Here is a 25,784-nt window from a genome sequence, read left to right on the forward strand (position 1 = left end):
ATGATTTCCGGCAAGACCACGCTCATCGCCCACCTGGGCTTTCCCACCGAGGCCTTCAAGGCCCCGATGATCTACAACCCCTGGTTCGACAAGCAGGGCATCGACGCGGTGGTGGTGCCCATGGGCGTGAAGCCCGAGGACTACGCGGCCTCGCTGCCGCAGATCTTCAGGTTCAGCAACCTGCGCGGCGCGCTGGTGACCATGCCGCACAAGGTCACGACGATGTCGCTGGTCGACGAGGTGACGCCCACCGCGCGCGTGGCGGGCGCGTGCAACGCCATCCTCAAGCGCCCCGACGGCACGCTGCTGGGCGACCAGTTCGACGGCGCGGGCTTCGTGCGCGGCGTGGAGCGCAAGGGCCGCCTGTTCAAGGGCACGCGGGTGCTGGTGTCGGGCACGGGCGGCGTGGGCTCGGCCATTGCCGCATCGATTGCGGCGGCCGGCGCCGCCGAGCTGATGCTGTTCGACATGAGCGAGGCGTCCGCCAACGCATTGGCCGCGCGGCTGCGCGAGCACTACCCGCAGATGAAGGTCGCCACAGGTTCGAAGGACCCGGCCGGCTACGACGTGGTCGTCAACGCCACGCCGCTGGGCATGAAGGAGACCGACCCGCTGCCCTTCGACGTGGAGCGCATCGATGCGTGCACCTTCGTCGGCGAGGTCGTGATGAAGACCGAGTTCACGCCGCTTCTGCTGGCCGCCAAGGCCAAGGGCTGCCAGGTGCAGGTGGGCACGGACATGCTGTTCGAGATGATTCCGGCGTACCTGGAGTTCTTCGGATTCGGCACAGCGTCCCCGGAGGAATTGCGCGCCGTGGCCCAATTGAAATATTGAAAGAGCAGGTTTGCGCATGAGTATTTTCGAAGGCTTTCTCTCCACGTCCGAAACGCTCGGTGCTTTCAGCGACCGCGCCTTCGTCGACGCCATGCTTCGCTTCGAGGCCGCGCTGGCGCGGGCGCAGGCCGCCGAGGGGCTGATCCCCGAGAGTGCCGCGCACTCCATCGTCAGCAGCTGCAAGGTCGAGCTGTTCGACGTGCCGAAGATCGTGCGCGAAAGCGGGCGTGCCGGCAGCGTCGCCATTCCCCTGGTGAAGGCGCTGCGCGACGCGGTGGGCATGTTCAATGCCGATGCCGCGCCCTTCGTGCACTTCGGCAGCACCAGCCAGGACGTGATCGACAGCGCCATGTCGCTGGTCACGCGCGAGGCCGTGGCACTCATTGAAACCGACCTGGCCAAGGCCGCCGACGCGCTGCTGCGCCTGGCCGTCACGCACGCCGAAACGCCGATGCTCGCGCGCACGCTGATGCAGCCGGCTTCGGTCACCAGCTTCGGTTTCAAGTGCGCGGGCTGGGCCGCGCCGCTGGTGCGCAGCCGCATCCGGCTGCGCGAAGCTGCGAAGCACGCGCTGCAGTTGCAGCTGGGCGGCGCCGTGGGCACGCTCGCGCAGATGAAGGGGCAGGGCCCGGCCGTGCGCAAACGCATGGCCAAGGAACTGGGCCTGGGCGACCCCGGCGCCACGTGGCACACGCAGCGCGACGAGTGGGTCGCACTCGGCTGCGAGCTCGGCCTGATGACGGGCAGCCTCGGCAAGATCGCGGTCGACATCGCGCTGCTCGGCCAGTACGAAGTGGCCGAAGTGGCCGAGCCCAGCGAGCCCGGCCGTGGCGGCTCGTCGGCCATGCCGCACAAGCGCAACCCGGTGGCCTCGATGGTGGCCATCGCCGCCGCGCACCGCGCGCCGCAACGCGTGGCCGCGCTGCTCGGGGCCATGCCGCAACAACACGAACGCGCGCTCGGCGCCTGGCAGGCCGAGCTGGCCGAATGGCCGCAACTGCTGATGTCCGCGCACGGCAGCACGCGCGCCATGGCGGGTGCGTTGCCCGGGCTGCAGGTCGACGCCGCGCGCATGCGCGCCAACATCGACCGGCTGCGCGCCGAACTCCCGCGCGACGCGGCCGACGAATGGTTCGACCCCGCGCTCGCCCACCATGCCGGACAGACCGCGCTCGCCGAAGTGAAGGCGCTGCAGGCCCGGCTCACCGAACACAAGGAACTCTCGCAATGACCGCCCCCGAATTTCCCGCCGCGCCAACGGCCTCCGAGATGCCCGCCGAAGGCTACGAGTCCGGCCTGCTCAACCGCCGCCGCGTGCTCGGCGATGCCTGGGTCGACAAGTCGCTCGCCAACCGCAACGAGTTCAACGCCGAGTTCCAGGAACTCATCACGCGCCATGCCTGGAACGACATCTGGGGCCGCCCCGCGCTGGGCGACAAGACGCGCCGCTACATGGTGCTGTCGATGATGCTGGGCATCCACGCGTACGAGGAGTTCGCGATGCACGTGCGCGCCGCGCTCGACGGCCCGCCCGAGTCGCGCCTCACGCCGCAAGACATCAAGGAAGTGATCATGATGGCCGCCATCTACTGCGGCGTGCCCGTGGCCAACCATGCCTTCGGCATTGCGACGAACATCCTGCGCGAAAAGGGCCTGCTGGCCGCCGCTTCGTCACCGCAACCCGCCACCCGGTGAGCGCGCCGGTCGCCCGCAAGGGCCGGTTCGACGTCAGCTTCACCTTGCTGCTGCCGCTGCTGCTCGCGGCGCAGCCGGTGGCCACCGACAGTTATCTTCCCGCGCTCCCGGCCATTGCCAGCGAGCTCGGCTCGGCCAGCACCAGCCTCACGCTGTTCGTGCTGGCCTTCGGCTTTGCGCAGCTGCTGTGCGGCCCGCTGGCCGACCGCTTCGGCCGGCGGCCGGTGCTGCTGGCGGGGCTCGCCTGCTATGTGCTGGCCGCATTGGGCGGCGCGTTCGCGGGCAGCGTGGCGTTGCTCGCGGGCTGGCGCACGCTGCAGGGCTTTTCGATGGCGGCCATCCTGGTGTGCGCGCGCGCGGCGGTGCGCGACCTGTACCCCGCGCACGAAGGCCCGCACGTGATGGCGCGCGGCCTCACGGGGCTGGGCGTGGTCGGCCTGGCCGCGCCGCTGCTGGGCGCCTGGCTGGTGCAGGGGGCGGGCTGGCGCTGGGTGATGGTGGCGATGGCGCTCTACGCCTCGGTGCTGCTCGCGCTGTGCTGGCGCTCCTTCGGCGAAACGCGCCGGCCGTTCGCACAGGGCAGCGGCGAATCTTCCGCGCCGCGCGGCAGCACGCGCGCCGTGTTCGCGAGCCGGTCGTTTCGCGCCTGGGCCTCGCTGGCCGCGACCACCTACGGCGGCCTGTTCTGCTTTCTGCTGCTGTCGCCCATGGTCTACATCGGCTACCTGGGCTGGTCGCCCGCGTGGTACGGGTGGATCCCGGCCGGCGGCTCGCTGGTCTACATCTTCAGCACCACCATGTGCCGCACGCTGCTGCGCCGCTACGGGCCGGTGCGCACGGTGCGGCTGGGCGCATCGCTGAGCCTGGCAGGGCCCGTCATCCAGGCGCTGGGCTGCCTGCTGCTGCCGCTCAGCGCGGTGCCGCTGCTGGTGGGCCACGCCGTGTACTGCCTGGGCCACGGCATCCATCAACCCTGCGGGCAGGCGGGCGCCGTGGGCGACCTGCCGCACCTGGCGGGGCGGGCGGTGTCGTGGTCGGGCTTCGGCATGATGATGGTCGCGTTCTGCGTGGGGCAAATTGCCGCGCTGTTCGTCGACCCCGGCTACTCCCATGGCGCCTGGCCGATGGTCGTGCCCATGCTGCTGGCCGGCTGCGTGCTGATGGCCATTGCGTTCTTCTGGCTGCCGCGCCTGCAACACTTCCAACCTGCTGCACACCCTGCACATCCGACAAAGGAAACCACACCATGACCCGTTTGAACGTCGTTCGCGAGGGCAACGGCCCCATCGTCGTGCTCAGCCATGCGCTCGGCTGCGACCTGCACATGTGGGACGCCGTGGCCGCGCTGCTTTCGCGCGCCCACACCGTGGTGCGCTACGACCACCGCAACCACGGCGCATCGGACGTGGTGCCCGGCGCGCTGCGCATCGAGACGCTGGCGCAGGATGCGGCCGAGCTCATCGCGCGCGAGGCGGGTGGCGAGCCGGTGCATTTCGTCGGCCTGTCGATGGGCGGCATGACCGCGCAGGCGCTGGCCGTGCGGCACCCCGAGTTGCTGAAGACCGTGGTCATCGCCAACTCGTCGTCCCACTACCCCGACCAGGCGCCCTGGCGCGCGCGCGCCGAGACGGTCAACGCCAAGGGCGTGGCCGCCATTGCGCCCGGCGCGGTGTCGCGCTGGCTCACGCCGGCCTTCGCGGGCACGGCCGAAGGCGCGGCGGCCGCCAAGGCGCTGCACGACACGCTGGTGCGCACCGACGCGCAGGGCTACATCGAGAGCTGCAACGCCGTGGCCGCCATCGACTTTCGCGAGAGCAACCGCCGCATCGCGGTGCCCACGCTGGTCATCGGCGGCCTGCAGGACGAGGCCACGCCGCTGGCCATGTCCGAGGCCATGGTGGCCGCCATTCCGGGTGCGCGCCTGGCCACCATCGACGCGGCGCACGTGAGCGCGGCCGAGCGGCCGGTGGAGTTCACGCAGCTGCTGATCGATTTCTGGCGCAGTCTCTAATCAAGAGAGCGCTGTCGCGCTCACTCCGCGCGAATGCCGTTGCGCAGGATGCCGATGGCGTCGACCTCGATCTCGACCACGTCGCCCGGCTTCATCCACACGGGCGGGGTGCGTTTGGCGCCCACGCCGCCCGGCGTGCCGGTGACGATCACGTCGCCCGGCGCCAGCGGCATGAACGTCGAAATGTGCGCAATCTGGCGCGGAATGCTGTGAATCAGCTTGTCGGTGGTCGTGCGCTGCATTTCCTGCCCGTTCAGCCGCGTGACCAGCGTCATGACCTGCCCGTGCGCGATGTCGTCGCTCGTCACCAGCCAGGGGCCGAAGCCGCCGGTGCGCCAGAAGTTCTTTCCGGCGGTCCATTGCGGCGTGGCGGTCTGCCAGTCGCGGATGGAGCCGTCGTTGTAGCAGGCGTACCCGGCAATGTGGTCCCAGGCGTGCGCTTCGTCGATGCGCCGCCCGCCTTGCCCGATGACGATCGCGATCTCGCCCTCGAAGTCCAGCTTGCCCGACTCGGGCGGCATGACGATGTCCTGCCCATGCGCGACCTGCGATTCGGCGACGCGCAGGAACAGCGTCGGCTTCTCGGTGATCTCGCGCCCCGTTTCCCGCACGTGGTCGCCGTAGTTCAGCCCCACGCACACGATCTTGCCGGGGTTGGGAATCACCGGCAGCAGCGTCACCTCACTCATCGGCAGCGTGGTCTTGGCGCTCGACGCGGCCTGCGCCGCTTCCCCGAGCAGTCCGGCGGCGATGAGCGCCTTGAGGTCCGTGGCGCGTGCGCCGAAGACTTCGCGCAGGTCGACGATGCGTTCGCCGAGCACGGCGCCGTAGCTGTCCTGGCCGTTGTGTTGGTAGCTGATGAGTTTCATGGTGTGCCTCCGAGGGCAGTGGGGTTGAAGAAACGGTTTACCGGGCCAGTCGACCTCCAATGCGCGCGGCGCCTTCGGTGATCAGCTGAACCAGCTTGTCCAGGTCGACGATGGACAGGCGGGCGGTGTCGAAGACCAGCGAAATCGCGGCCCATGCACCCCCGTCGGCCTTGGGAATCGGCGCGGCGACGGCCGCCAGTTGCGGCTCCAGCTCGCCGATCGACACGTAGTGGCCCGCCTTGCGGATGGCCGCGTAGTGTTTGCGGAAGTCGCTCCACTCCGCCGGCAGGCCGCTGCGCACCGCCTCTTCCTGGCGTGCATCGAACACCTTGCGCAGCTGCGGTGGTGTGAAGCTGGCCAGCAGCACCTTCGGCGCGCCGCCCAGGAACAGCGGGCGCGGCCGGCCGCGCCCGTACGACAGCGTGGGCGGCGTGCTGCCCATCTCGCGGTGCGTGTCCAGCACCTGCATGCCGAACACACCCGAGGCGACGCAATCGAAGCCCGTGGCCGCGACCAGCTCGCGCATCACCGGAATGCCTTCGCGCAGCACGGGGTCGGCCTTGCGGATGTAGTGGTCCAGCAAGATGATGCGCGGCCCCAGCGCGTAGTGCGAATCTTCCACGCGCTGCAGCAGCCCGGCCTCCAGCAGGAGGCGCACGTAGCGGTAGCCCGTGGGCAGCGACACCTCGAGCTGCACGGCGATGTCGTCCGCGGTGCGCGTGAGGTGCCTGTCGTCGAACAGGTCCAGCACGGCCAGCATGCGGCCCAGGCTGGACATGGATTTTTCCGGCACGCCAATTCCTTCCGAATGGTTTGAACTTCATGGCGCGGCGGGAAGGTATTGCGAGATGCGATCCAGATCGAGCCCCGTGCGCGCAACGCCGACGATGTATCGGTCGGGCCGCAGTATCACCGCTTGGGCTTCATTGCTGGCCAGCCAGGCGCTCAGCGACGCGTCGGGGCGGTCGATGACGACGGCGCCGGCACGGCGCCACAGCTCGGCCGTGGCGGGTGCCGCGCAGGCCAGCGCCCGCGCATGGCCGATGACGGCGCTGCGCGGGCCGAGCGCTTCGTCGAGCAGGCGGCCGTCGTCGAGCCGCGGCTGCGGAAAGGGCCGCCCGGCGGGCGTGCCGGGCGTGGCGTCGAACGCGCCCGCGCCGAGCATCTGCGGCGGCAGCTCGAAGATCTCGGGGCGGCCGGTGCGAAACCTGGCGTCGCGCTCGGCGGCCAGCGCAGGGTCGGTGGTCTGGATGATGTTGCCCAGGCGCACGGCCAGTTCGATCAGGGCGCGCACGTGCGGGGCGCGCTCCGACTCGTAGGTGTCGAGCAATGAAGGCGCAGCCTTGCGCCTGAGCACGGCTTCCAGCTTCCAGGCGAGATTGGCCGCGTCGCGGATGCCCGCGCACATGCCTTGGCCGAGGAAGGGCGGGGTCTGGTGGCAGGCATCGCCGGCCAGCAACAGGCGCGCGCTGCGCCAGCCTTGTGCGATCACCGAGTGAAAGGTGTAGATCGCAGCGCGTTCGAGCCGAGCCTGGTCGGGCCGCAGCCACGGCGCGACCAGGCGCCACAGCGCCTCGGGCCGCAGCATCGCTTCGCGGTCGTCACCGGGCAGGACCATGATTTCCCAGCGTCGTCGGTTGCCGACGACGTTGCAATACGTCATGGGTCGCGCCGGGTCGCAGTGCTGGACCGTGTGCTGCGGCAGCGCGACGTCTTTCTCGAGCACCACGTCGAACACCAGCCACGGCTGCTTCAGGCCGAGGTCGGTCATGGGGCTGCCCATTCGCGCCCGCACGGGGGAACGCGCGCCGTCGCAGCCCACCACGTAGCGGGCGCGCACGCTCGATGTGCGGTCCGCCTCGATATTGCGCACCTGTAGCACGGCGCTGTCGGCGTCCTGGTCGACGCTCAGGACTTCGTGGCGCAGGCGCACATCGACATTGGGGAAGCGCGCGAGCCCTTCGCGCAGCACCGCCTCGAGCTGCGGCTGGTGAAAGTAGTAGTTGTTGGCGCCGCCGTGCGGCCCCAGTGCGGTGGCGCCGCCGCGAATCAGCATCGTCTCGCCCGCGCCGTTGACGAAGTGCATGCCCTGTTCGCCGGGCCGCGCGATGGCCAGCGCCGCGTCGCGCAACCCCGCGCCCTGAAGAATGCGCAGCACCTCGCCGTCGAAATGAATGGCGCGCGGCAGCGCGAAGATGCCGCTCTCTTTTTCCAGCACCACCACCGACAGCCCCGCCGCGCCCAGCAGGTTGGCCAGCATCGCGCCGGTCGGCCCGAGGCCGACGATGGCCACGTCGTGCACGGCGCGCTCAGTCACGTTGGTCTTCCTGCATGCGGCGCGCCACGTCGGCCTGCCATTGCGCGCGGCTCATGAACCTGGGCAGGCGCTTGGCGATGGCCTCGGCCTGCGCAAGGATCGCCTCGTCGGGCTGCGACAGATCCACGGGTTCACGCAGCGGCTGGTCGCAGTACCAGGGCGTGTCCATGAACAGTTCGAGGCGGTTGCCTTCGGGGTCGCGGCAGTACACCGAGACGGCGTTGCCGTGCGTCACGGGGTGCATGTCGCTCGCGCCCCCGGCCAGCATGCGGTCGTGGTACCGGCGCAGCGTGGCGATGTCGGGCACGCGGAACGAAATCTGGTTCACCACGTTGAAGCCCATGTCCGCGGGCCGCCCGGTGGCCAGCACCAGCTGATGGTGCTCGCGCGGGTCGCGGCTGAGGAACACGAGCTGCACCGTGCCCAGGTCGCCGGCGTCGGTCTGCGTGAAGCGCAGCGCTTGCTTGTAGAAGCCGGCCATCAGGGGCAGGTCGCTCACATACAGGCCGATATGGCTGAACTGCAGGTCGGAGGGGGTCTGGTCGAGCATCGGTTTTGTCTCCACGCGAAAAAGCCCGAGCCCGTTCTGGCTCGATACACTGAAATAATATCAATATTCTCACATATTGACAATGAATGGTGTGTTTGTATGATTAGAACAGGTTTCTAACACATGAAATCACACCAGGAGACAATCCATGAAATTCAGAAATTTGGCTGTTGGCCGCTGCATGGCGCTCGCGTTGTGCGTGTCGGCGGGCGCAAGTGCGTGGGCACAGTCCGACTACCCGACCAAGGCGGTGCGCATCATTGCCCCCTTCCCGGCGGGCAGCGGGCCCGATGCGAATGCGCGCGAGATCGCGGCCGAGCTCACCCGCATCCTGGGCCAGACCTTCTATGTGGAGAACCGCCCCGGCGCGTCGAACATCATCGGCACCGAGGTCGCCGCCAAGGCCCCGGCCGACGGCTACTCGCTGTACATCGGCACGACCAGCTCGCTGTCGGTGGTGCCGCATCTCTATTCGAAACTGCCCTTCAACGCCGAGCGCGACTTCGCACCCGTGAGCCTGCTGGGCGTGCTCAACACCGGTCTGGTCGCCACGCCGGGCATCGCGGTCAAGGACGAGCGCGCGCTCGTCGCCGCGCTCAAGGCCAAGCCCGGCAGCGTGGACGTGGCCACGGCCGGCATCGGCAGCTATTCGCACCTGTCGGCCGTGTGGTTCAACGCCGCCGCTGGCGTTGCCACCAACCTGGTGCCCTACAACAGCAGCAGCCCGTACACCGACCTCATCGCAGGGCAGGTGCAGCTCATGTTCGACGGCCTGCCGGCCGCGGCCAGCAACATCCGCGCGGGCAAGCTCAAGCTGCTGGCCATCACCGGCAAGGAGCGCCACCCAAGCTTCCCCGACGTGCCGACTTTTGCCGAGTCGGGCCTGCCGGACTACGCACCCATCGCGTGGCAGGGCATCCTGGCGCCGGTCGGCACGCCCAAAGCCATCATCGACAAGGTCAACGCCGCGATGCAGAAGGCCTGCACTTCGCCGGAGCTCATCAAGAAGTGGCGCGACTACGGCGGTGAACTGCGCTGCAACACGCCTGCCGAGTTCAAGGCTTTCATCGACGCCGACCGTGCGATGTGGGGCAAGGTGATCAGTGCCGCCAAAGTCAAACTCGACTGAACGCTGGGGCCCGCGGGTGGCCGGCCGGATCACCCCAGCCCCCGGGATCCTAGGTGTATCCCGTATTACGTGCGATTAACGGACGTATTTGATCGCTGATCGATCAGCGGGCCTCTGAATAGATTGTGGCGCGGGCCGGGTGTTTCTAAAGTCCACCCCATGCACCGCTCCATCGCCACCGTATCGCTCAGCGGCACCCTCCGCCAGAAGCTCGAAGCCGTCGCGGCCGCCGGCTTCGACGGCATCGAGCTGTTCGAGGCCGACTTCATCAACTTCAAGGGCACTGCCGGCGACCTGCGCCGCATCACGGCCGACCTCGGCCTGACGATCGACCTGTACCAGCCGTTTCGCGACTTCGAGGCCATGCCCGAGCCGCAGTTCCGCCGCAGCCTGGAGCGCGCCGAGCGCAAGTTCGACCTGATGGAAGCCATGGGCGCGCCCCTGGTGCTGTGCTGCTCCAACACGTCGCCGCTGTGCCTGAACGACCCGGCACGGGCTGCCGCGCAGCTGCACGAGCTGGCCGAGCGCGCCGCGCGCCGCAACCTGCGCGTGGGCTTCGAGGCGCTGGCCTGGGGACGCCACACCTCGCTGTACGGCCAGGCCTGGCACATCGTGAAGCAGGCGAACCATCCGCACCTCGGCTTGATTCTCGACAGCTTCCACACGCTGTCGCTGAAGGACGACCCGGCGGGCATCGCCGACATTCCGGGCGACAAGATCTTCTTCCTGCAGATGGCCGATGCGCCGCTGCTGGCCATGGACGTGCTGCAGTGGGCGCGCCACCACCGCTCGTTTCCGGGGCAGGGCGACTTCGACGTCATCGGCTTCTTCGAGCAGGTGCTGCGCGCGGGCTACACCGGGCCGCTGTCGCTGGAGATCTTCAACGACATCTTTCGCGAGACGCCCAACCGCCGTACCGCCGTGGATGCGATGCGCTCGCTGCTGTACCTCGAGAGCGAGGCGCGCCAGCGCATGGCGGCCGCCGAGCCCGTGCAGCCGCAGCGCGTGGAGCTGTTCAACCCGCCGCCGGCACCGGCGCTGTCGGGCCTGTCGTTCATCGAATTCGCGGCCGACGAGGCCTCGGCCCCGACGCTGCACACCGTGGTCTCGCAGCTGGGCTTTCGCCGCATCGGCAAGCACCGCTCCAAGGCCGTGACGCTGTACCGCCAGGGCCAGATCAACCTGATCGTGAACGCCCAGCCCGACTCCTTCGCGCGGCAGCGCTTCGACGCGCACGGCACCTCGGTGTGCGCGCTGGGCGTGCGCTGCGACGACCCGCTCGCCGCCGTGGGCCGCGCCACCGCCATGCGTTCGCAGCGGCACGACAGCCCGGTCGGCCCGAACGAGCTGCGCGTGCCGGCCATCGTGGCGCCGGGTGGCAACCTGATTCACTTCGTGCCCGAGGCGCTGGGCGCCAACGGCCTGTACGAGGCCGACTTCGTGCTCGAAGACGCGGGCACCGATGCGAACGACGCCGGCCTGCAGCGCATCGACCACGTGGCCCTGGGCCTGGCGCTCGACCAGCTCGACACCTGGGTGCTGTTCACCCGAGCCGTGCTGGGGCTCGAACCGGGCGAAAGCCTGGAGCTGGCCGACCCCTTCGGGTTGATCCGCAGCCGCGGCGTGGCCAACGCCGAGCGCAGCCTGCGCCTGGTGCTGAACGTGTCGCTGAGCCAGCGCACCCGCACCGCGCGCACGCTGAGCGTGACCGGCGGCGGCGCGGTGCACCACATCGCGCTGAGCTGCGCGGACATCTTCGCCACGGCCGCGAAGCTGCGCGCCAACGGCACGCGCTTCGTGCCCATTTCGGACAACTACTACGACGACCTGGCCACGCGCATCGACCTCGCACCCGAGCTGCTGGCGCGCATGCGCGAAGCGGGCGTGCTGTTCGACCGCTCGCCGGCCGGCGACTACCTGCACATCTATACCGAGAGTTTCGAGGGCGGACTGTTCTTCGAGGTCGCACAGCGCGTGGGCCGCTACGACGCGTACGGTGCCCTCAATGCACCGGCGCGCATGGCGTCGCAGGCGCAGGACTGATTCGCCGGGTTTTTCTGATTACTTACCTGTCAACACTGGAGACAACACATGGCCACCAACACAGCCCATGAGCCGCAAGGCAGGCACCAGTCGAAGAAGGCCGCGGCAAGCGGCTGGATCGGCTCGGCGCTGGAGTACTACGACTTCTTCATCTACGCCACCGCGGCGGCGCTGATCTTTCCGCAGATCTTCTTTCCCAAGGGCGACCCCAAGACCGCCATCATCGCGTCGCTCGCGACCTACGGCGTGGGCTACGTCGCGCGCCCCATCGGCGCCTTCGTGCTCGGCCACTGGGGAGACACGCACGGGCGCAAGCAGGTGCTGGTGCTGTGCATGTTCCTGATGGGTTTCTCGACCGTGGCCGTCGGCCTGCTGCCGACCTACGACCAGGTCGGCCTGCTGGCACCCGCGCTGCTGGTGCTGCTGCGCCTGGTGCAGGGCTTTGCCGTGGCCGGTGAAATCTCGGGCGCGAGCTCGATGATTCTGGAACACGCGCCGTTCGGGCGTCGCGGCTTCTTCGCGAGCTTCACGCTGCAGGGTGTGCAGGCCGGCCAGATTTTGGCGGCCGCCGTGTTCTTGCCGCTGGCGCACTACATGCCTGAAGACGCCTTCAACTCGTGGGGCTGGCGCATTCCATTCCTGCTGAGCTTCCTGGTGATCGTGGCCGGCTACATCATCCGCCGCGAAGTGGACGAAACACCGGCCTTCGCCGAAGTCGACAAGAAGGGCGAAGTGGCCAAGGCGCCGATCGTCCAGGCCTTCACGGACAGCTGGGCCGACATGCTGCGCGTGGTGTGCATGGCGCTGATGAACGTCATTCCGGTGGTGGCCACGGTGTTCGGCGCGGCCTATGCCGTGCAGGCCGCCTACGGCATCGGCTTCCAGAAGGACGTGTACCTGTGGATTCCGGTGCTGGGCAACATCCTCGCCGTGATCGTGATCCCGTTCGTGGGCAACCTGTCGGACCGCATCGGCCGCCGCCCGCCCATCATCGTCGGCGCGCTGGCCTCTGGCCTGCTGTCGTTTGCCTACCTGTATGCCATCAGCATCCGGAACGTGCCGCTGGCCGTGTGCATGTCGCTGCTGATGTGGGGCATCGTGTACCAGGGCTACAACGCCACCTTCCCGAGCTTCTATCCGGAGCTGTTCCGCACCCGCAACCGCGTGTCGGCCATGGCCATCTCGCAGAACGTGGGCACCACCATCACCGCGCTGCTGCCGGCCCTGTTCGCCGCCGTCGCGCCTCCGGGCTCGACCAACGTGTGGCTCACCGTGGGCGCCATCTCCTTCGCGGTGACCATTCTTGCGGCGCTGGCGGCGATGAGTGCGCGGGAAACGTACCGCATCCACATGAAGGACCTGGGCAACCCCAACGCCGTGCCGGTGGACAAGCAGGAATACGACCGCCTGCGCGAGCAGACGCTGTCGGACGCCCGCATGGCCAAGGCCACGGCCCGCGCCTGAGCGAAAACCTTTCGCGCACCAAGGGTTGGGGGGCCGTGAAGAATGGCGCCATGACCTCCCACCTCAAGATCGATTTCGTCTCCGATGTGTCCTGCCCCTGGTGCGCCGTGGGCCTGAGTTCCCTCGAAGCGGCCATCCGGCGGGTGGCGCCCGACGTCACCGCGGAGCTGCACTTCCAGCCCTTCGAGCTGAACCCGCAGATGCCGCCCGAAGGCCAGGACACCTTCGAGCACCTGAACGAAAAGTACGGCTCCACGCGCGAGCAGCAGGCGCAGTCGCGCGAAATGATCCGCCAGCGCGGCGCGGCCGTCGGCTTCGAGTTCAGCCCCGAAGGCCGCCCGCGTGTGTACAACACCTTCAACGCCCACCGCCTGCTGCACTGGGCCGAGCTGGAAAGCCCGGCCAAGCAGGCGACGCTGAAGAAGCTGCTGCTGAAGGCCTATTTCACCGACAGCCAGAACCCCTCCGACCCCGAGGTGCTGGTGCGCGCGGCAACCGAAGCGGGGCTCGACGCGGCACGTGCGCGCGAGATATTGAACAGCGACGCGTTCGCGCAGGAAACCCGCGAGCGCGAGCGCATGTACACCGACGCGGGCATTCACTCGGTGCCCGCGATCATCATCAACGACCAGCACCTCATCTCCGGCGGCCAGCCCGTCGAGGTGTTCGAGCGCGCGCTGCGGCAGATTGCCGGGGCTGCACCGGCGAGCCTGTCCGTGGCCTGACTTCGGGGGCGCCGCGGCGTCATCTTTGCGCAGCGTTACGAAGGTAAAGAGCGTCAACGCGGCGCGGGTTTCAGCGGTTGAGGAGGCATCCTTGAATTTGCTGTCACCCTCAGGAGCCCCGAAGATGTTGATGAAGAAGAAAAGCCTCATGGCCGCCTCGGCCGTCGCCCTTGCCCTCATGGCGGCGGTCTCGCTGCCCGCGCAAGCCGACGAATACGGCAAGCATCCGTTCTACCTGCACGCCTTGTCCGACCTGCGCACCGCTGCGTGGCAGGTGGAGCACCGCCGCCCCGAAGACGGGCAGGTCTCGCGCGACGAACAGGTGGTGGTCGACGAAATCCATGCCGCCATCGGCGACCTGCAGCACGCCGCATGGCTCGACGGCAAGCCCGTGCAATGGCGCGAGCCCACCGATGCATGGCTGCCGCGCGAAGGCCGCCTGCACGTGGCGGCCGACCTGCTGCGCAAGGTGCGCTCCGACGTGGCGCGCGAAGAAGACGACCCGCGCTCGCGGCCGTTCCAGCAACGCGGCCTGGCGCACGTCGACCTGGCGCTCGCCACCGCGCAGCACGCCATCGGCGACGTGCGCCACCACGACATGCGCAGGGAGTGAGGGCGGTGCCTGGCACTGCTTCGTGCTTCTCCATGCGCCGCGCGTCGATGGCGCTTGGCGCGTGCGCGCTGGCCCTGCTCGCGGCCTGCGCGAGCGCACCGGGCGACCGGCGGCCGCTGGTGTCGGTGTCGCTGCCCTCGGCACCCGTGAACGAAGCCACGCGCCTGCGTTGGCTCGACCGCGTGAGCTGGGGCGCCAACGCCAGCAGCGACGCGCAGCTTGCGCAGCGCGGGCTGTCGTTGTGGATGCGTGACCAACTCAACCCGCGCCCCACGCTGCTGCCGGCTGCCGCGCAGGCGCAGATCGACGCCATGGCCATTTCGCGCACCCCGCTCGACCAGCTCGTGACCGAACTCGACGCGCAACGCAAGGCCGCCGATGCGCTGCCCGACGAAGACCAGAAGAAGGCCGCGCGGCAGGCCTACCAGCAGCAGCTCAACAACCTCGCACGCGAGGCGCAGACGCGCTTCGTGCTGCGCGCCCTGTATTCGCCCAACCAGCTGCAGGAGCAGATGACGTGGTTCTGGATGAACCACTTCAACGTCAACCTGCGCAAGGACAACATCCGCGCGATGGTGGGCGACTACGAAGAGAACGCCATTCGCCCGCACGCGCTCGGCAAGTTCCGCGACCTGCTCGGCGCCACGCTGCATCACCCGGCCATGCTGCGCTACCTGGACAACGCGCAGAACGCGGCCAACCGCATCAACGAGAACTATGCGCGCGAGCTCATGGAGCTGCACACGCTGGGCGTGGGCAGCGGCTATTCGCAGGCCGACGTGCAGGAGCTGGCGCGCGTGCTCACCGGCGTGGGTGTGAACATGCAGCCGCTCGATGCACCGCCGCCGAACGTGCGGCCTGCGCTGCGCGCCGACTACGTGCGCAAGGGCCTCTTCGAGTTCAACCCGAACCGGCATGACTACGGGCCGAAGACGCTGCTCGGGCAACCGATGCAGAGCCGCGGCCTGGCCGAGGCCGACGAGGCGCTCGACCGCCTGGCGCGCGCGCCGGCCACCGCGCGCTTCGTGTCGCGCAAGCTGGCCGTGTACTTCGTGTCGGACGATCCGCCGCAGGCGCTGGTCGATCGCATGGCCGCGGCCTTCACGGGCAGCGACGGCGACATCGCCGTCACGCTGAAGGCGCTGTTCGAGTCGCCCGAGTTCACGGCCTCGCTGGGCCGCAAGTTCCGCGACCCGGTGCACTACGTGATGGCCGGCGTGCGGCTCGCGTACGACGACCGCGTGGCGCTGAACGTGAACCCGATGCTCGGCTGGATCAACCGCATGGGCGAGCCGCTGTACGGCCACGAGACGCCCGATGGTTATCCGCTGAACGAGGCGGCCTGGGCCAGTGCGGGGCAGATGAACACGCGCTTCGAGATTGCGCGCGCCATCGGCACGAACGGCGCGGTGCTGTTCCGCGCGGACGACAAGGCGCCGCTGGAGAAGCCTGCGTTTCCGCAACTGGCCGAGTCGCGCGCGGTGCGTGCGATGCAGGGTGGGCTGAGCGCGGACACGCGCGAGGCGCTGGCGCAGGCGAAGAATCCGCAGGAGTGGAACACCTTCCTGCTCGCGTCGCCGGAGCTCATGCGCCGCTGAGGTTGGTTTTGGTTTTTCTCCCTCCCCCGCTGGGGGAGGGCAGGGGTGGGGGCAAGCGGCGCTCGATGAAGCGCTGCGGCGAAAGCAAGCGCCGCCGTGCCCCCATCCCAGCCTTCCCCCAAAGGGGGAAGGAGCAAGGCAAGAACAAAGGACACATCGTCATGCAACGTCGAGAACTCTTGCGGCTCATGGCCGCCGCTCCCTTCGCAGGTGCCGCCGGCCAGCTCATGGCCGCGCCCGCGGCCGAAGGTGCCAAGCTGCTGGTCGTGTTCCTGCGCGGCGCGTACGACTGCAGCAACCTGCTCGTGCCCACCGCCAGCGACTTCTACTACGCCTCGCGCCCCAATATCGCCATCGGGCGCCCCGGCACGCCCAACGGCGCGCTGCCGCTCGACGGCAACTGGGGCCTGCACCCCGCGCTCGCGCAAAGCGTGATGCCGCTCTTCCAGCAGAAGCAAGCCGCCTTCATCGCCTTCGCCGGCACCGACGACCTCACGCGCAGCCACTTCGAGACACAAGATTCCATCGAGCTCGGCCAGGCGCTCGACAAGCGCCGCGACTACGGCTCGGGCTTCCTCAACCGGCTGGCCGGCGTGCTCGGCGCCGGGCCCGTCACCGACGTGTCGCCCATCGCCTTCACCGACCAGTTGCCGATCTCGATGCGCGGCAAGGCCAAGGCCGCCAACATGGCGCTGGCGGGCAATGCACGCTCGGGCATCGACGCGCGGCAAAGCCAGGTCATTGCGGCCATGTACCGCAACACCGCGCTGGCCCAGCCGGTGGCCGAAGGCTTCCAGGTGCGCGACGAGGTGATGCGCGCCGTGCAGGCCGAGATGGACGCCGCCAGCCGCAACGCCATGACCGCCAAGGGCTTCGAGCTGGTCGCGCGCCGCATGGCGCTGCTGATGCGCGACCGCTTCGACCTGGGCTTTGTCGACGTCGGCGGCTGGGACACGCACGTGGGGCAGGGCGCCGCCACCGGCTACCTCGCCAACCGCTTCGAGGAACTGGGCCGCGGCGTGGCCGGCTTCGCGCAGGAAATGGGCGACGACGCCTGGCGCCAGACCGTGGTGGTCGTCATCAGCGAGTTCGGCCGCACCTTCCGCGAGAACGGCAACCGCGGCACCGACCACGGGCACGGTACCGTCTACTGGGTGCTCGGCGGCGGGCTCTCGGCGCAGGCCGGCGGGCGCATCGTCGGCGAGCAGCAGGCGCTGACGCAGGCCACGCTGTTCCAGAACCGCGACTACCCGGTGCTCAATGAATACCGGGCGGTGTTCGGCGGGCTGTTCCAGCGGATGTACGGGCTGTCGCCCGCGCAGCTGGCGCGCGTGTTCGACGGCGTCGCGCCGAAGGATCTGCAGTTGGTATGAATTGAAGGGCGCGGGCGCCGGCCCCGTGCGCCCTCACCCCGGAATGTTCGGCTCCACCAACTGCGCCAAGGCCACGAGCGACTCCTGCCAGCCCAGGTAGCACATCTCGGCTGGAATCACCTCCGGAATGCCTTCCTGCACGATGGAAATTTCAGTGCCGCAGGACACCGGTGTCAGGCTCACGGTGGTCTTCATGGTGCCGGGAAGGTTGGCATCGTCGAAGGTCGCGTCGTAGGCAATGCGCGCGTCGGGCACCAGCTCCAGATACTTCCCGCCGAACGAGTGGCTGTGGCCTGTACCGAAGTTGGTGAAGGACATGTGCCAGGCGCCGCCCACCACGGGCTCCATGGTGTGGACCTTGCCGGTGAACCCGAACGGTGGCAGCCAGCGCTCGAACGCGCCGGGCTCGGTGAATGCGCGGTAGATCCGGCTGGGCGGGGCGCGAAGAACGCGGTGCAGACGCACGGTGTTGGTAGCCATGGATGTTTTCTCCCAGGAACAGAAGATGACCCCCGGTGGGCGTCGAATGAGCCCGTCAACAACAGGCGTGCCGCAATACTAGGTTCCTGTACCGCTCCGGTGAAGAAGCGGTTTCTACCTACATGCGTGGACGCAGCCGCAGATAGTTTTGCCTTGTGCATTTGCACATGTAGCGCTGTGGAGCTGTCATGCAAAAAAAGCCGAAAGTGGGCGATGCCGTCGATTGGAAGACGCCGCAAGGCGAAACCACCGGCAAGGTGGTGCGCAAGGTGACGAAGTCGGCGCGCGTGAAAGGCCATGTCGCGAAGGCTTCCGAGGCCGCGCCGCAATTTGAAGTAAAGAGCGACAAGACGGGCAAGACCGCGATCCACAAGGCTTCTGCTTTGAAGCGCCACGCGTGAGAGAAGTGCTGAGCGCATAGACGGGGTTGGGTTTGACAGCCAGCTCCTGATGCGCAATCCGCTCACCGGCGTGCAAGAGAAAGCGCCGCTCTTGTCGATGTGGCTGACGATCCCGCGAGTGCGCTCCATTAGCGCCGTGCCCGGCGAGGCGCGCCCACCCAATGCACCGCTGCGGCGACGAGCCCCAGCACGATGCCGAAGATCACGATGCCGCTCCAGCCGTAGCGCGCCATCAGCCAGCCGCTGGCCATCACGCCGAGGGCGCCGCCGGAGAACGTGGCGGTCATGTACAGGCTGTTGATGCGGCCTTGCGCCTTCGGATCGACGGCAAAGGCGCGGGTCTGGTTGGCCACCAGGCCCGACTGCACGCCGATGTCGAGCACGATGACGCCCAGCACCAGGAACACCAGCGACGACTCCGCGCCGGCCAGCAGCAGGAAGGCCGCCGTCACGATGCCGATGCTGGCCGCGATGACGCTGCGCGATCCGAGCCGGTCGGTGGCGCGGCCGCCGAGCGATGCGGCCATGGCCCCGGCCGCGCCGATGATGCCGAAGCCGCCTGCCCAGGCGCTGCCGAGGTGCCACGGGCCGCTCGCCAGCAGCGCTGCCAGGTTGACCCAGAAGGCATTGAAGCAGGCCCACAGCAGCGCCTGCACCATCATCGATTCGCGAATCGCGCGGTGATCGCGGGCCAGCGGCCACAACGAGGCCAGCAGGCGTCCGTAGGACAGGTCGGTGCTCGGCACGCCGCGCGGCAGCAGCATGGCGGCCGCGATCCACACCGGAATCATGAACGCCGCCTCCAGGCCGTAGACGGCGCGCCAACCGTAGGCCGCGCCCACCACGCCGCTGATCGTGCGGCCCAGCAGGATGCCGACCATGATGCCGCTGACGACCGTGCCGACCGAGCGTCCACGCTCGCCGGGCAGCGACATGACGGCGGCGAAGGGCACCAGCTGCTGGGGCACGCAGCTGACGATGCCCAGCGCAAAGGAGGCCGCGATCAGCGCCCAGATGCCGGGCGCCAGCGCCGCCGCTGCGGCGAAGACGAAGGCACCCGCGATCTGGCCCAGCACCAGCTTGCGGCGGTCGAAGCGGTCGCCCAGCGGCAGCAACAACGCCAGCCCCACGGCAAAGCCGAGCAGCGCCGAACCCGCGACGAGGTCGACCGTTGCCACGTCCACCTCCATGCCCGACGCGATCAGCGGCAGGATCGGCTGGGTGCAATAGATGTTGGTGATCACCGCGCCGGCAATGATCGCCATCATGAGGATCTTGCCGCGCGATGCAACCACGGGCGCTGGCGGACTGGCGGGTGTGATGAACGGGCTGCTCACGGCGTTCTCCTTCGATGCGTGCCTCCGGTTGCGGCGGGATGCCACGCTCCGGAGAGAGCGATGCCCTAAGTTACTTGTTTGCACGCACAGAGAGAATCCTGCAAGATTGAGAATGATTCTTCCGAAATTTGGTAGTGACGAATGAACCGTCTCGAGTCGATGTCCATCCTTGTCGCCGTCGTCGATGCGGGCAGCCTGTCGGCCGCCGCGCGTTTTCTCGACATGCCGCTGGCGACGGTCAGCCGCAAGGTGGCGGAACTGGAGGCGCACCTGAAGACGCGCCTGCTCCACCGCACGACGCGGCAGCTGTCGCTGACGGAAGCCGGCATCTCCTACGTGGCGGCGTGCCGGCGCATCCTCGAGGAAATCGGCGAAGCCGAGCGCGCCGCGACGGGGGAGTACGCCTCGCCCAAAGGCGAACTGGTGGTCACGGCGCCCGAGATGTTCGGACGCCTGCACGTCGTGCCCGTGGTCGCGGAATTTCTTGCGCACTATCCGCAGATCGGCGTCAGCCTGATGCTCACGGACCGCGTCGTGCATCTGATGGACGAGCATGCCGACGCGGCGGTACGGATCGGCCAGCTGCCCGACAGCACGCTGATGGCAACGCGCGTCGGCACGGTGCGGCGCGTCGTCTGCGCCAGTCCGGCCTATCTGGCGGCGCACGGCGTGCCGGCCAGGCCGCAGGACCTTGCGGCGCACGCATGCATCACGTTCGAAGTTCTTGCGTCCATGCGCGCCTGGGTGTTCGGCGCCGGCAAGTCCGAGCTGTCGGTGCCCGTCCAGTCGCGGCTGACCGTCAACACGGCGGAGGCGGCCATCGCCGCCGCAACGCTGGGCGTCGGACTGATACGCGTGCTGTCTTACCAGGTCGCGGATGCCGTGCGCGCGCAGGCGCTGCGCGTGGTGCTCGACGAGTTCGAGTCGGCGCCGTTGCCTGTCAGCCTGGTGCACACGGGTCAGGCGCCGTTGCCGTTGAAGCTGCGCGCCTTTCTGGACTTCGTGACGCCGCGCCTGCGCGAACGCACGGCCTGAACCGACCCCAAAAGGATTCACTGCGAAATGAGCGAAGCCCCCGCCCCCCAGGACCCCGACGTGCTGCGCCGGCTGCTGCGCGCGAAAGACCGCATGGACGCCGCATCGCACGAGCAATGGCCCGTGCAGCGGTTGGCGCAGGCGAGCGGAATTTCCGAGGCCCACTTCGCGCGATCTTTCAAGCAGGCCTTCGGCATTCCGCCGCACAGGTACCTGCTCACGCGGCGCATCGAGCGGGCGATGACGCTGCTGCGCGAAACCGAGTTGTCCATCACCGACATCGCCTTCGACACGGGCTGGGCGAGCCTGGGCACCTTCGGGCGCACCTTTCGCGACATCACCGGAAGCAGCCCGAGCGCGGTGCGCACGGGCGGGCGCGCGACGGCGCACGCGCTCGCCCGCGTGCCGGCCTGCATCGTCAGCGCCGCGCGCCGGCCCGACCTCAGGACCGCAGTTTCGGAGAAGCGGCGCCAGGCAACGGACGGTACAAACGAGCCCGAACAACAGGAGATTCCATGATGCAGGGCATTGAAGTGGTTGGTTTGTACGTGCGCGATCAAGACGAAGCGCTCGCGTTCTATGTAGACAAGCTGGGCTTTCGCGTGCACACGGACGTGGGCAACGGCGACTATCGCTGGCTCACGGTGCAGCACCCGGAGCAGCCGTCGTTCCAGCTCGGCCTGTTCAAGCCCGGGCCGCCGGCGCTCGATGCGGCAACTGCGCAGGCGGTGCGCGCCATCGTGGCCAAGGGCGCCATGCCGCCGCTGGTGCTGACCGTGGACGACTGCCGCGCCGCCCATGAACGGATGCTGGCGCTGGGCGTGGAGTTCACGCAGGAGCCGACGGAACGCTACGGCACGGTGGACGCCGGCTTTCGCGACCCGTCGGGCAACGGATGGAAGATGATCCAGGCGCGCCGCTGACCGGCGCGCGACCGGTCGGCCTTGGCTGCTGCTACGCGACGGCTTGCAGCTTGCGCGGCGCCGCTCGCACGGCAGTGTCTATCGCCTTGTCGAGCAGCTCCAGTCCAAGGTCGAGCTCGCTGTCGCTGATCGTCAGCGGCGGTGCGATGCGGAACACGCCGCCCATCGACGGCAGCTTCACGATGTTCATGCTCAGCCCGAGCCGCATGCACTCGCGCGTGATGGCCTCGCCGAGTTCGAAGGCCGGCTCGCGGGTTATGCGATCGGTGACCAGCTCCAGGCCCAGCAGAAGGCCGCGCCCACGCACATCGCCGATGCACTCGTGGCGTTGCTGCAAGCTTCGCAGCCCCTGCGCCAGGCGCTCGCCTGCGGTGCGTGCGCGTTCGACAAGTCCGTCGCGCTCCACCACCTCCAGCACTTTCAGGCCGACTGCCGCGGGCAGCGGGTCGGAGACGTGCGTCGTATAGAACAGGAAGCCGCGCGCATGCGCCTCTTCCTCGATGGCGGCGGTCGTCACCATCGCGGCCAGCGGCAGGCCCGCGCCCAGGGTCTTGGAAAGCGTGAGGATGTCGGGGGCAACGCCGTCGCGATCGCAGGCGAACATCAGGCCGGTGCGGCCGACGCCGGTCTGCGCCTCGTCGACGATCAGCAGCATGCCGCGCTCTTCGCACTTGTGCTTCAGCGCCGCCATGTAGCCCGGCGGCAGTTCGAGGATGCCGCCGCTGCTGAGGATGGGTTCGGCGATGAACGCGGCGAGCGCGCCGGTCGACTGCCGGTCGACCTGCTCGAAACCGTCGTCGAGTTCGCGGCGCCAGTCGAGCGCGCCGTCCGGCGTCGTGAAGCGCGGCCGGTAGGCGTTGGGCGCCGGTAGGGCGAACGAGCCCGCGGCTGTCGGGCCGTAGCCCTTGCGGCCCGCGCTGTAGGTGGCCGCCGCCGCGCTGCCGGTCATGCCATGCCATGACTGCGTGAAGGCCACCACCTCGTGGCGGCCCGTGACCAGCTTGGCCATGCGGATGGCCGCTTCGTTCGACTCGGCGCCGGTGCTCAGCAGCAGGCAGCGCTCCAGGTCTCCGGGCGCGTGCCGCGCGATCTGCGTGGCCAGCTCGACGACCGGGCGCGACAGCATGCCGCTGAAGAGGTGGTCGAGCGTGCGCACATGTTCCGAGACGACTGCCACGATGTCCGGATGCGAGTGCCCCAGCAAGGCGCTCATCTGCCCCGACGTGAAGTCGAGGATGCCCCGGCCGTCCGCGTCGTAGACGAAGCAGCCCTGCGCACGCTCGATGATCAAGGGCTCGAAGCTGCCGCCGTAGCGCACCAGGTGCCGTTGGGCCTGCTGCCAGAACTGGGGGTCGTTGTTCCTGCTCATGTCGATGCTTCCCGATCAAAATGACGCACCTTACGCAGCACCGCCCGCGCCGGGAAGCGAATTGTTTTGAACTCAGCTATCAGGAGAATTCATCCCGTGAGCCAATCCCTGGACATCGACCTGCTTCGCAGCTTTGTCGCCATCGCGGAGACCGGCGTGCTGGGCCAGGCTGCGCTGCGCGTGGGGCGCACGCAGTCGGCGCTCAGCATGCAGATGCAGCGGCTCGAAGGCATCGTGGCGCAACCGCTGCTGCATCGCACCGGGCGAGGCGTGACGCTCACGGCCACCGGCGAGCGGCTGCTCGTGCGCGCGGGGGAACTGCTGCGCAAGCACGACGAAGCCCTGGCCGAACTGCGCGGCGAGCAGCTGTCGGGCGTGCTGCGCTTCAGTTGCCCGGACGACTATGCCGTCGTGTTCCTGCCGTACCTGCTGCAAGGCTTTGCGAGCCTTCACCCGCGGGTGCAACTGGAAGTGATGTGCGCGCCGACGCCCCGCCTGCACGAGCTGCTGGCCCGGCATGCGGTCGACCTGGCGCTGGTGTCGGTGTCGGTGGCCGAGGCGGGCGGTGCGGTGGGCGGCGACGTGATCCGCCACGAGCCGCTGGTCTGGGTGGCGCAGCGCGGCGGCGCCGCCGCGTCGATCGATCCGCTGCCGTTGGCGCTGGGCGCGCCCGATGCGCTCGACCATCTGCTGCCCAGGCAGGCGCTGGAGGCCGCGGGTCGTGCTTACCGGCTCGCCTATGCCAGCAGCAGCCTGTCGGGCCTGGTCGGCATGGCGCGCTCCGGCCTGGCCGTCATCGTGCTGACGCGAACCGCCGTTCCCGACGATCTGGAGATCCTGACGTCGGCGCAGGGGTTCCCCGATCTGCCGGGCGTCGGGGTCAAGCTTGCTTTCGCTCGTGACGAGCCGACGGCGTTGACGGCTGCATTCGCGGCGCATGTCAGAAAGTTTCTTCCGGAGGCCGGCCCGCCCGCGATTGCCTAGCCGCTGGCGCTGTTCGAACGCAACGCGGCGGGGCGGGCCGGCTTTCGACCGCTGCCCCGGTTCAGACACCGCCGAGAATCCCTGCATGCCCCACGCCGTTTCCCTCCTTCGCGCCGCGCGCCTGGCGCGGAGCGCCAAGCCCTTTCTTGCCCGTGGCGGCTTCAAGCGCGAGCGCTGCGCCGGCTGCCGGCTGGTGCCCAGCCATTGCATGTGCGCCTTGCGGCCCCTGCTGACCACGCGCGCGGGGGTGTGCCTGCTCATGGCCGACATCGAGCCGCTCAAGCCGACCAACACGGGCTGGCTGATCGCCGATGTGGTGGCCGACACCTTCGCCTTCGGCTGGGCACGCACCGAGACCGACCCCGCATTGATGGCCTTGCTGGGCGACCCGCAGTGGCAGCCGTACGTGGTGTTTCCGGGGCAGTACGCGGCGCCCGAGCGCGTGGTGCATGCCGTGCCCTTGCCCGACCTCGCCGACCCCACCCACTCCTCCAACCCCGCCGGCGGCGAGCCCGCGAAGCGTCCGCTCTTCATCCTGCTGGACGGAACCTGGGGCGAGGCCCGCAAGATGTTCAGCAGAAGCCCGTATCTCGATCCGCTGCCCGTGCTGAGCCTGCAGCCGGACCAGATCACGCAGTACCAGCTGCGCCGCTCCGGGCGCGACGACCACTTCTGCACCAGCGAGGTGGCGGCCCTGTGCATGGACCTGGCAGGCGAGCACGTCGCCGCGCAAACACTGGAGGCCTACCTGGCCGTGTTCACGCACCACTACCTGCGTGCGAAGAACCAGCAGCCCATTGCGTGGGAGGGGGCTGCGCACGAGCGGCTGCGCGGGGTGGCAGGCTTGCCGCCATTGCGCACCGCAGATGATCCGCACGCCGAACCCGACGCGCGGTGCCCGGCCGCGGGGGATTAGCCGCAGCGCAGCGCGAATCGGCGGTCGTGTGCTTGCCTGCGTTGGTCCTTGAGCCGGTCCTGCTCGAGCGGCGGCTGCGGCTGGCGGGCCGCGGCGTCGATCGAGGTGATCAATGCGTTCAGCTGGACGCACTCCGAAGTCGAGCTGTCGACGTTCATGACGACCCGACGCTCGTGCGCCAGCACAGACTGGGCCACGGCGCTGTTCTCGCGCATTGATGCTTGCCTCGCATCCTCGGACATTCCATCGGCCAGATTGAGATCGGGCCTTACCCACACTTCACCGGCCTGTGTGCCTTGGGGGCATGGTCCGTCCGAATAGGTTGTTGCGCCTGCAGGAGACGTGCATTTGGCGATGCGCTGCGTGCGCTGCGGCGGCGACTCGGGCGCCGTCTGTGGCGGTTCGTTCCGCTGCGCGGACGGAGGTGCGACCGGAGCGTCGCGCTCCCGCCGTTCAAACGCCTTCGATGATGCGAATCTCGCGGTCGGCTCCGTCGCCCAGTGCAGCCAGTGCGGCCTGGTACGCCGGGCTGTCGTGCGCGGCAACTGCTTGTTCAACGCTATCGAACTCAATCAGTACGGTGCGTTGCATCACGCCGAGTTCATAGACCTTAGACGGTTCGCCGCGCGCCAGGAAGCGCGCGCCGTTGGCAGTGAGTGCCGGGCCGGCCAGCTTTGCATAAGCGGCAAGTTTTTCGGAATCGTTGACCGCGCGATACGCGCTCACCCAGTAGGCTTTTGGCATTTGATCTTCTCTTCGGTGCGCTGAAGGTAAAGATGTGACTGTGCCGCGTGTGTTGATTTGTAGCAAGCTCGGTCACATCACGTGAAGGCAGGATTGGCGCTTCCATCGAAGCGCCCGGCGACAGGGGCTATGCGAAGCGGTACGTAGCTGTGTATCGCGCGGTCAAGCACTCACTCGCGGCCCCAAGCGTTCTGGCACTCTCATCTGGCTTTCTGACGTACCGAGACTGCGTTGCAAATCGAGCGATTTGTGCGCGCGTGTCGGGACACCCTGAGCGGGGGCAATAGCGAGAGGGAGAATGCGGCCACAACCAGTCTCTCGCGGCGCAGTGCAAATTTGGCAGAAACCGGCATTCGGCCGCGAAACTGTAGACA

General features: G+C 68.6%; 27 protein-coding genes. 18 read left to right on the plus strand and 9 right to left on the minus strand.

Annotated features, from left to right (window positions below):
• From ACSFBM_RS17180 to ACSFBM_RS17200, 5 genes are read left to right on the plus strand one after another with little or no spacing between them, the layout of a single operon-like run.
• On the plus strand, window positions 1-834 hold the full coding sequence (locus tag ACSFBM_RS17180; RefSeq protein WP_435485409.1) for a shikimate dehydrogenase family protein: 834 nt from the start codon (window positions 1-3) through the stop codon (window positions 832-834).
• Between the two features lie 16 nt (window positions 835-850).
• The gene (pcaB, locus tag ACSFBM_RS17185; protein ID WP_435485410.1) at window positions 851-2,065 is read left to right on the plus strand and encodes a 3-carboxy-cis,cis-muconate cycloisomerase; all 1,215 of its coding nucleotides are present in this window, start codon (window positions 851-853) and stop codon (window positions 2,063-2,065) included.
• Window positions 2,062-2,529 (plus strand): carboxymuconolactone decarboxylase family protein, encoded by a 468-nt coding sequence (locus ACSFBM_RS17190; protein ID WP_435485411.1) that lies wholly within the window; start codon window positions 2,062-2,064, stop codon window positions 2,527-2,529. Before pcaB ends, ACSFBM_RS17190 begins: the two co-directional genes overlap by 4 nt.
• A complete protein-coding gene (locus tag ACSFBM_RS17195) occupies window positions 2,526-3,779 on the plus strand; it encodes a multidrug effflux MFS transporter (protein ID WP_435485412.1) in 1,254 nt (417 codons plus the stop codon). The genes ACSFBM_RS17190 and ACSFBM_RS17195 overlap by 4 nt, the downstream gene beginning before the upstream one ends.
• The gene (locus tag ACSFBM_RS17200; protein WP_435485413.1) at window positions 3,776-4,540 is read left to right on the plus strand and encodes an alpha/beta fold hydrolase; all 765 of its coding nucleotides are present in this window, start codon (window positions 3,776-3,778) and stop codon (window positions 4,538-4,540) included. The genes ACSFBM_RS17195 and ACSFBM_RS17200 overlap by 4 nt, the downstream gene beginning before the upstream one ends.
• A 20-nt stretch (window positions 4,541-4,560) precedes the next feature.
• On the opposite strand, the gene ACSFBM_RS17205 is transcribed toward ACSFBM_RS17200, so the two are convergent.
• Genes ACSFBM_RS17205 through ACSFBM_RS17220 form a run of 4 tightly spaced genes read right to left on the minus strand, consistent with a single transcriptional unit; the run spans window position 4,561 to window position 8,276 of the window.
• The gene (locus tag ACSFBM_RS17205; protein WP_435485414.1) at window positions 4,561-5,409 is read right to left on the minus strand and encodes a fumarylacetoacetate hydrolase family protein; all 849 of its coding nucleotides are present in this window, start codon (window positions 5,407-5,409) and stop codon (window positions 4,561-4,563) included.
• Window positions 5,410-5,446: 37 nt separating this feature from the next.
• A complete protein-coding gene (locus ACSFBM_RS17210; protein ID WP_435440006.1) occupies window positions 5,447-6,202 on the minus strand; it encodes an IclR family transcriptional regulator in 756 nt (251 codons plus the stop codon).
• A gap of 27 nt (window positions 6,203-6,229) precedes the next feature.
• Complete coding sequence (gene mhpA, locus ACSFBM_RS17215; protein WP_435485415.1) at window positions 6,230-7,726, minus strand: bifunctional 3-(3-hydroxy-phenyl)propionate/3-hydroxycinnamic acid hydroxylase MhpA; 1,497 nt, start codon at window positions 7,724-7,726, stop codon at window positions 6,230-6,232.
• Window positions 7,719-8,276 (minus strand): VOC family protein, encoded by a 558-nt coding sequence (locus ACSFBM_RS17220; protein WP_435485416.1) that lies wholly within the window; start codon window positions 8,274-8,276, stop codon window positions 7,719-7,721. The genes mhpA and ACSFBM_RS17220 overlap by 8 nt, the downstream gene beginning before the upstream one ends.
• A 148-nt stretch (window positions 8,277-8,424) precedes the next feature.
• Between ACSFBM_RS17220 and ACSFBM_RS17225 the strand changes: the two genes are divergently transcribed.
• The 7 genes from ACSFBM_RS17225 to ACSFBM_RS17255 all read left to right on the plus strand — a co-directional run bounded on the left by ACSFBM_RS17225 (window position 8,425) and on the right by ACSFBM_RS17255 (window position 17,221).
• Window positions 8,425-9,405 carry a Bug family tripartite tricarboxylate transporter substrate binding protein gene (locus ACSFBM_RS17225; RefSeq protein ID WP_435485417.1) on the plus strand — a complete coding sequence of 327 codons (981 nt, stop codon included), beginning with the start codon at window positions 8,425-8,427 and terminating at the stop codon, window positions 9,403-9,405.
• A 159-nt stretch (window positions 9,406-9,564) separates the two neighbouring features.
• Window positions 9,565-11,448, plus strand: a complete 1,884-nt coding sequence (locus tag ACSFBM_RS17230) for a bifunctional sugar phosphate isomerase/epimerase/4-hydroxyphenylpyruvate dioxygenase family protein (RefSeq protein WP_435485418.1) — start codon at window positions 9,565-9,567, stop codon at window positions 11,446-11,448.
• A 48-nt stretch (window positions 11,449-11,496) separates the two neighbouring features.
• Entirely contained in the window at window positions 11,497-12,912 is a 1,416-nt protein-coding gene (locus tag ACSFBM_RS17235; RefSeq protein WP_435485419.1) for an MFS transporter, read from the plus strand.
• 50 nt (window positions 12,913-12,962) lie between these two features.
• Window positions 12,963-13,637 carry a DsbA family oxidoreductase gene (locus tag ACSFBM_RS17240; RefSeq protein WP_435485420.1) on the plus strand — a complete coding sequence of 225 codons (675 nt, stop codon included), beginning with the start codon at window positions 12,963-12,965 and terminating at the stop codon, window positions 13,635-13,637.
• 130 nt (window positions 13,638-13,767) lie between these two features.
• The gene (locus ACSFBM_RS17245; protein ID WP_435485421.1) at window positions 13,768-14,250 is read left to right on the plus strand and encodes a hypothetical protein; all 483 of its coding nucleotides are present in this window, start codon (window positions 13,768-13,770) and stop codon (window positions 14,248-14,250) included.
• 32 nt (window positions 14,251-14,282) lie between these two features.
• A complete protein-coding gene (locus ACSFBM_RS17250) occupies window positions 14,283-15,848 on the plus strand; it encodes a DUF1800 domain-containing protein (protein ID WP_435485422.1) in 1,566 nt (521 codons plus the stop codon).
• Window positions 15,849-16,009: 161 nt separating this feature from the next.
• Entirely contained in the window at window positions 16,010-17,221 is a 1,212-nt protein-coding gene (locus ACSFBM_RS17255) for a DUF1501 domain-containing protein (protein ID WP_435485423.1), read from the plus strand.
• 33 nt (window positions 17,222-17,254) lie between these two features.
• Here the strand turns inward: ACSFBM_RS17255 and ACSFBM_RS17260 are convergent, their stop codons facing one another.
• The gene (locus tag ACSFBM_RS17260) at window positions 17,255-17,701 is read right to left on the minus strand and encodes an SRPBCC family protein (RefSeq protein WP_435485424.1); all 447 of its coding nucleotides are present in this window, start codon (window positions 17,699-17,701) and stop codon (window positions 17,255-17,257) included.
• Between the two features lie 188 nt (window positions 17,702-17,889).
• On the opposite strand from ACSFBM_RS17260, the gene ACSFBM_RS17265 reads away from it, so the two are divergent.
• Window positions 17,890-18,102, plus strand: coding sequence for a hypervirulence associated TUDOR domain-containing protein (locus ACSFBM_RS17265; RefSeq protein WP_435485425.1), 213 nt, complete (start codon window positions 17,890-17,892; stop codon window positions 18,100-18,102).
• Between the two features lie 128 nt (window positions 18,103-18,230).
• Here ACSFBM_RS17265 and ACSFBM_RS17270 read toward each other — a convergent pair whose 3' ends face one another.
• Window positions 18,231-19,439 carry an MFS transporter gene (locus ACSFBM_RS17270; protein WP_435485426.1) on the minus strand — a complete coding sequence of 403 codons (1,209 nt, stop codon included), beginning with the start codon at window positions 19,437-19,439 and terminating at the stop codon, window positions 18,231-18,233.
• A 141-nt stretch (window positions 19,440-19,580) separates the two neighbouring features.
• Between ACSFBM_RS17270 and ACSFBM_RS17275 the strand changes: the two genes are divergently transcribed.
• From ACSFBM_RS17275 to ACSFBM_RS17285, 3 genes are read left to right on the plus strand one after another with little or no spacing between them, the layout of a single operon-like run.
• Window positions 19,581-20,474, plus strand: coding sequence for a LysR family transcriptional regulator (locus ACSFBM_RS17275; RefSeq protein ID WP_435485427.1), 894 nt, complete (start codon window positions 19,581-19,583; stop codon window positions 20,472-20,474).
• 27 nt (window positions 20,475-20,501) lie between these two features.
• Window positions 20,502-20,993 (plus strand): helix-turn-helix transcriptional regulator, encoded by a 492-nt coding sequence (locus tag ACSFBM_RS17280; RefSeq protein WP_435485428.1) that lies wholly within the window; start codon window positions 20,502-20,504, stop codon window positions 20,991-20,993.
• Window positions 20,990-21,397, plus strand: a complete 408-nt coding sequence (locus ACSFBM_RS17285; RefSeq protein WP_435485429.1) for a VOC family protein — start codon at window positions 20,990-20,992, stop codon at window positions 21,395-21,397. Before ACSFBM_RS17280 ends, ACSFBM_RS17285 begins: the two co-directional genes overlap by 4 nt.
• 31 nt (window positions 21,398-21,428) lie before the next feature.
• Here ACSFBM_RS17285 and ACSFBM_RS17290 read toward each other — a convergent pair whose 3' ends face one another.
• Window positions 21,429-22,766 (minus strand): aspartate aminotransferase family protein, encoded by a 1,338-nt coding sequence (locus ACSFBM_RS17290; protein WP_435485430.1) that lies wholly within the window; start codon window positions 22,764-22,766, stop codon window positions 21,429-21,431.
• A gap of 96 nt (window positions 22,767-22,862) precedes the next feature.
• Here ACSFBM_RS17290 and ACSFBM_RS17295 point away from each other — a divergent pair, with 96 nt between their 5' ends.
• Both ACSFBM_RS17295 and ACSFBM_RS17300 read left to right on the plus strand, forming a co-directional pair.
• Window positions 22,863-23,750, plus strand: a complete 888-nt coding sequence (locus ACSFBM_RS17295; protein WP_435485431.1) for a LysR family transcriptional regulator — start codon at window positions 22,863-22,865, stop codon at window positions 23,748-23,750.
• A gap of 85 nt (window positions 23,751-23,835) precedes the next feature.
• Window positions 23,836-24,666 carry a tRNA-uridine aminocarboxypropyltransferase gene (locus ACSFBM_RS17300; protein ID WP_435485432.1) on the plus strand — a complete coding sequence of 277 codons (831 nt, stop codon included), beginning with the start codon at window positions 23,836-23,838 and terminating at the stop codon, window positions 24,664-24,666.
• On the opposite strand, the gene ACSFBM_RS17305 is transcribed toward ACSFBM_RS17300, so the two are convergent.
• Window positions 24,663-24,881: a hypothetical protein gene (locus ACSFBM_RS17305; protein ID WP_435485433.1), complete on the minus strand. Its 219-nt coding sequence runs from the start codon at window positions 24,879-24,881 to the stop codon at window positions 24,663-24,665. The genes ACSFBM_RS17300 and ACSFBM_RS17305 overlap by 4 nt on opposite strands.
• Window positions 24,882-25,119: 238 nt before the next feature.
• Window positions 25,120-25,410, minus strand: coding sequence for a DUF1330 domain-containing protein (locus ACSFBM_RS17310; RefSeq protein ID WP_435485434.1), 291 nt, complete (start codon window positions 25,408-25,410; stop codon window positions 25,120-25,122).
• Window positions 25,411-25,784: the final 374 nt, after the last annotated feature.

This window comes from Variovorax pasteuri (genome assembly GCF_051216435.1).
Classification (GTDB): domain Bacteria; phylum Pseudomonadota; class Gammaproteobacteria; order Burkholderiales; family Burkholderiaceae_C; genus Variovorax.

Bases quoted from the DNA above. Each gene is read 5' to 3' on its own strand.
- ACSFBM_RS17305 (WP_435485433.1), bottom strand. From the start codon at position 24,881: ATGCGCGAGAACAGCGCCGTGGCCCAGTCTGTGCTGGCGCACGAGCGT.
- pcaB (WP_435485410.1), top strand. From the start codon at position 851: ATGAGTATTTTCGAAGGCTTTCTCTCCACGTCCGAAACGCTCGGTGCT.
- ACSFBM_RS17220 (WP_435485416.1), bottom strand. From the start codon at position 8,276: ATGCTCGACCAGACCCCCTCCGACCTGCAGTTCAGCCATATCGGCCTG.
- ACSFBM_RS17180 (WP_435485409.1), top strand. From the start codon at position 1: ATGATTTCCGGCAAGACCACGCTCATCGCCCACCTGGGCTTTCCCACC.
- ACSFBM_RS17205 (WP_435485414.1), bottom strand. From the start codon at position 5,409: ATGAAACTCATCAGCTACCAACACAACGGCCAGGACAGCTACGGCGCC.
- ACSFBM_RS17250 (WP_435485422.1), top strand. From the start codon at position 14,283: ATGCGCCGCGCGTCGATGGCGCTTGGCGCGTGCGCGCTGGCCCTGCTC.
- ACSFBM_RS17235 (WP_435485419.1), top strand. From the start codon at position 11,497: ATGGCCACCAACACAGCCCATGAGCCGCAAGGCAGGCACCAGTCGAAG.
- ACSFBM_RS17260 (WP_435485424.1), bottom strand. From the start codon at position 17,701: ATGGCTACCAACACCGTGCGTCTGCACCGCGTTCTTCGCGCCCCGCCC.
- ACSFBM_RS17310 (WP_435485434.1), bottom strand. From the start codon at position 25,410: ATGCCAAAAGCCTACTGGGTGAGCGCGTATCGCGCGGTCAACGATTCC.
- ACSFBM_RS17245 (WP_435485421.1), top strand. From the start codon at position 13,768: ATGAAGAAGAAAAGCCTCATGGCCGCCTCGGCCGTCGCCCTTGCCCTC.
- ACSFBM_RS17285 (WP_435485429.1), top strand. From the start codon at position 20,990: ATGATGCAGGGCATTGAAGTGGTTGGTTTGTACGTGCGCGATCAAGAC.
- ACSFBM_RS17255 (WP_435485423.1), top strand. From the start codon at position 16,010: ATGCAACGTCGAGAACTCTTGCGGCTCATGGCCGCCGCTCCCTTCGCA.
- ACSFBM_RS17265 (WP_435485425.1), top strand. From the start codon at position 17,890: ATGCAAAAAAAGCCGAAAGTGGGCGATGCCGTCGATTGGAAGACGCCG.
- ACSFBM_RS17230 (WP_435485418.1), top strand. From the start codon at position 9,565: ATGCACCGCTCCATCGCCACCGTATCGCTCAGCGGCACCCTCCGCCAG.
- ACSFBM_RS17200 (WP_435485413.1), top strand. From the start codon at position 3,776: ATGACCCGTTTGAACGTCGTTCGCGAGGGCAACGGCCCCATCGTCGTG.
- ACSFBM_RS17280 (WP_435485428.1), top strand. From the start codon at position 20,502: ATGAGCGAAGCCCCCGCCCCCCAGGACCCCGACGTGCTGCGCCGGCTG.
- ACSFBM_RS17190 (WP_435485411.1), top strand. From the start codon at position 2,062: ATGACCGCCCCCGAATTTCCCGCCGCGCCAACGGCCTCCGAGATGCCC.
- ACSFBM_RS17275 (WP_435485427.1), top strand. From the start codon at position 19,581: ATGAACCGTCTCGAGTCGATGTCCATCCTTGTCGCCGTCGTCGATGCG.
- ACSFBM_RS17240 (WP_435485420.1), top strand. From the start codon at position 12,963: ATGACCTCCCACCTCAAGATCGATTTCGTCTCCGATGTGTCCTGCCCC.
- ACSFBM_RS17300 (WP_435485432.1), top strand. From the start codon at position 23,836: ATGCCCCACGCCGTTTCCCTCCTTCGCGCCGCGCGCCTGGCGCGGAGC.
- ACSFBM_RS17290 (WP_435485430.1), bottom strand. From the start codon at position 22,766: ATGAGCAGGAACAACGACCCCCAGTTCTGGCAGCAGGCCCAACGGCAC.
- ACSFBM_RS17225 (WP_435485417.1), top strand. From the start codon at position 8,425: ATGAAATTCAGAAATTTGGCTGTTGGCCGCTGCATGGCGCTCGCGTTG.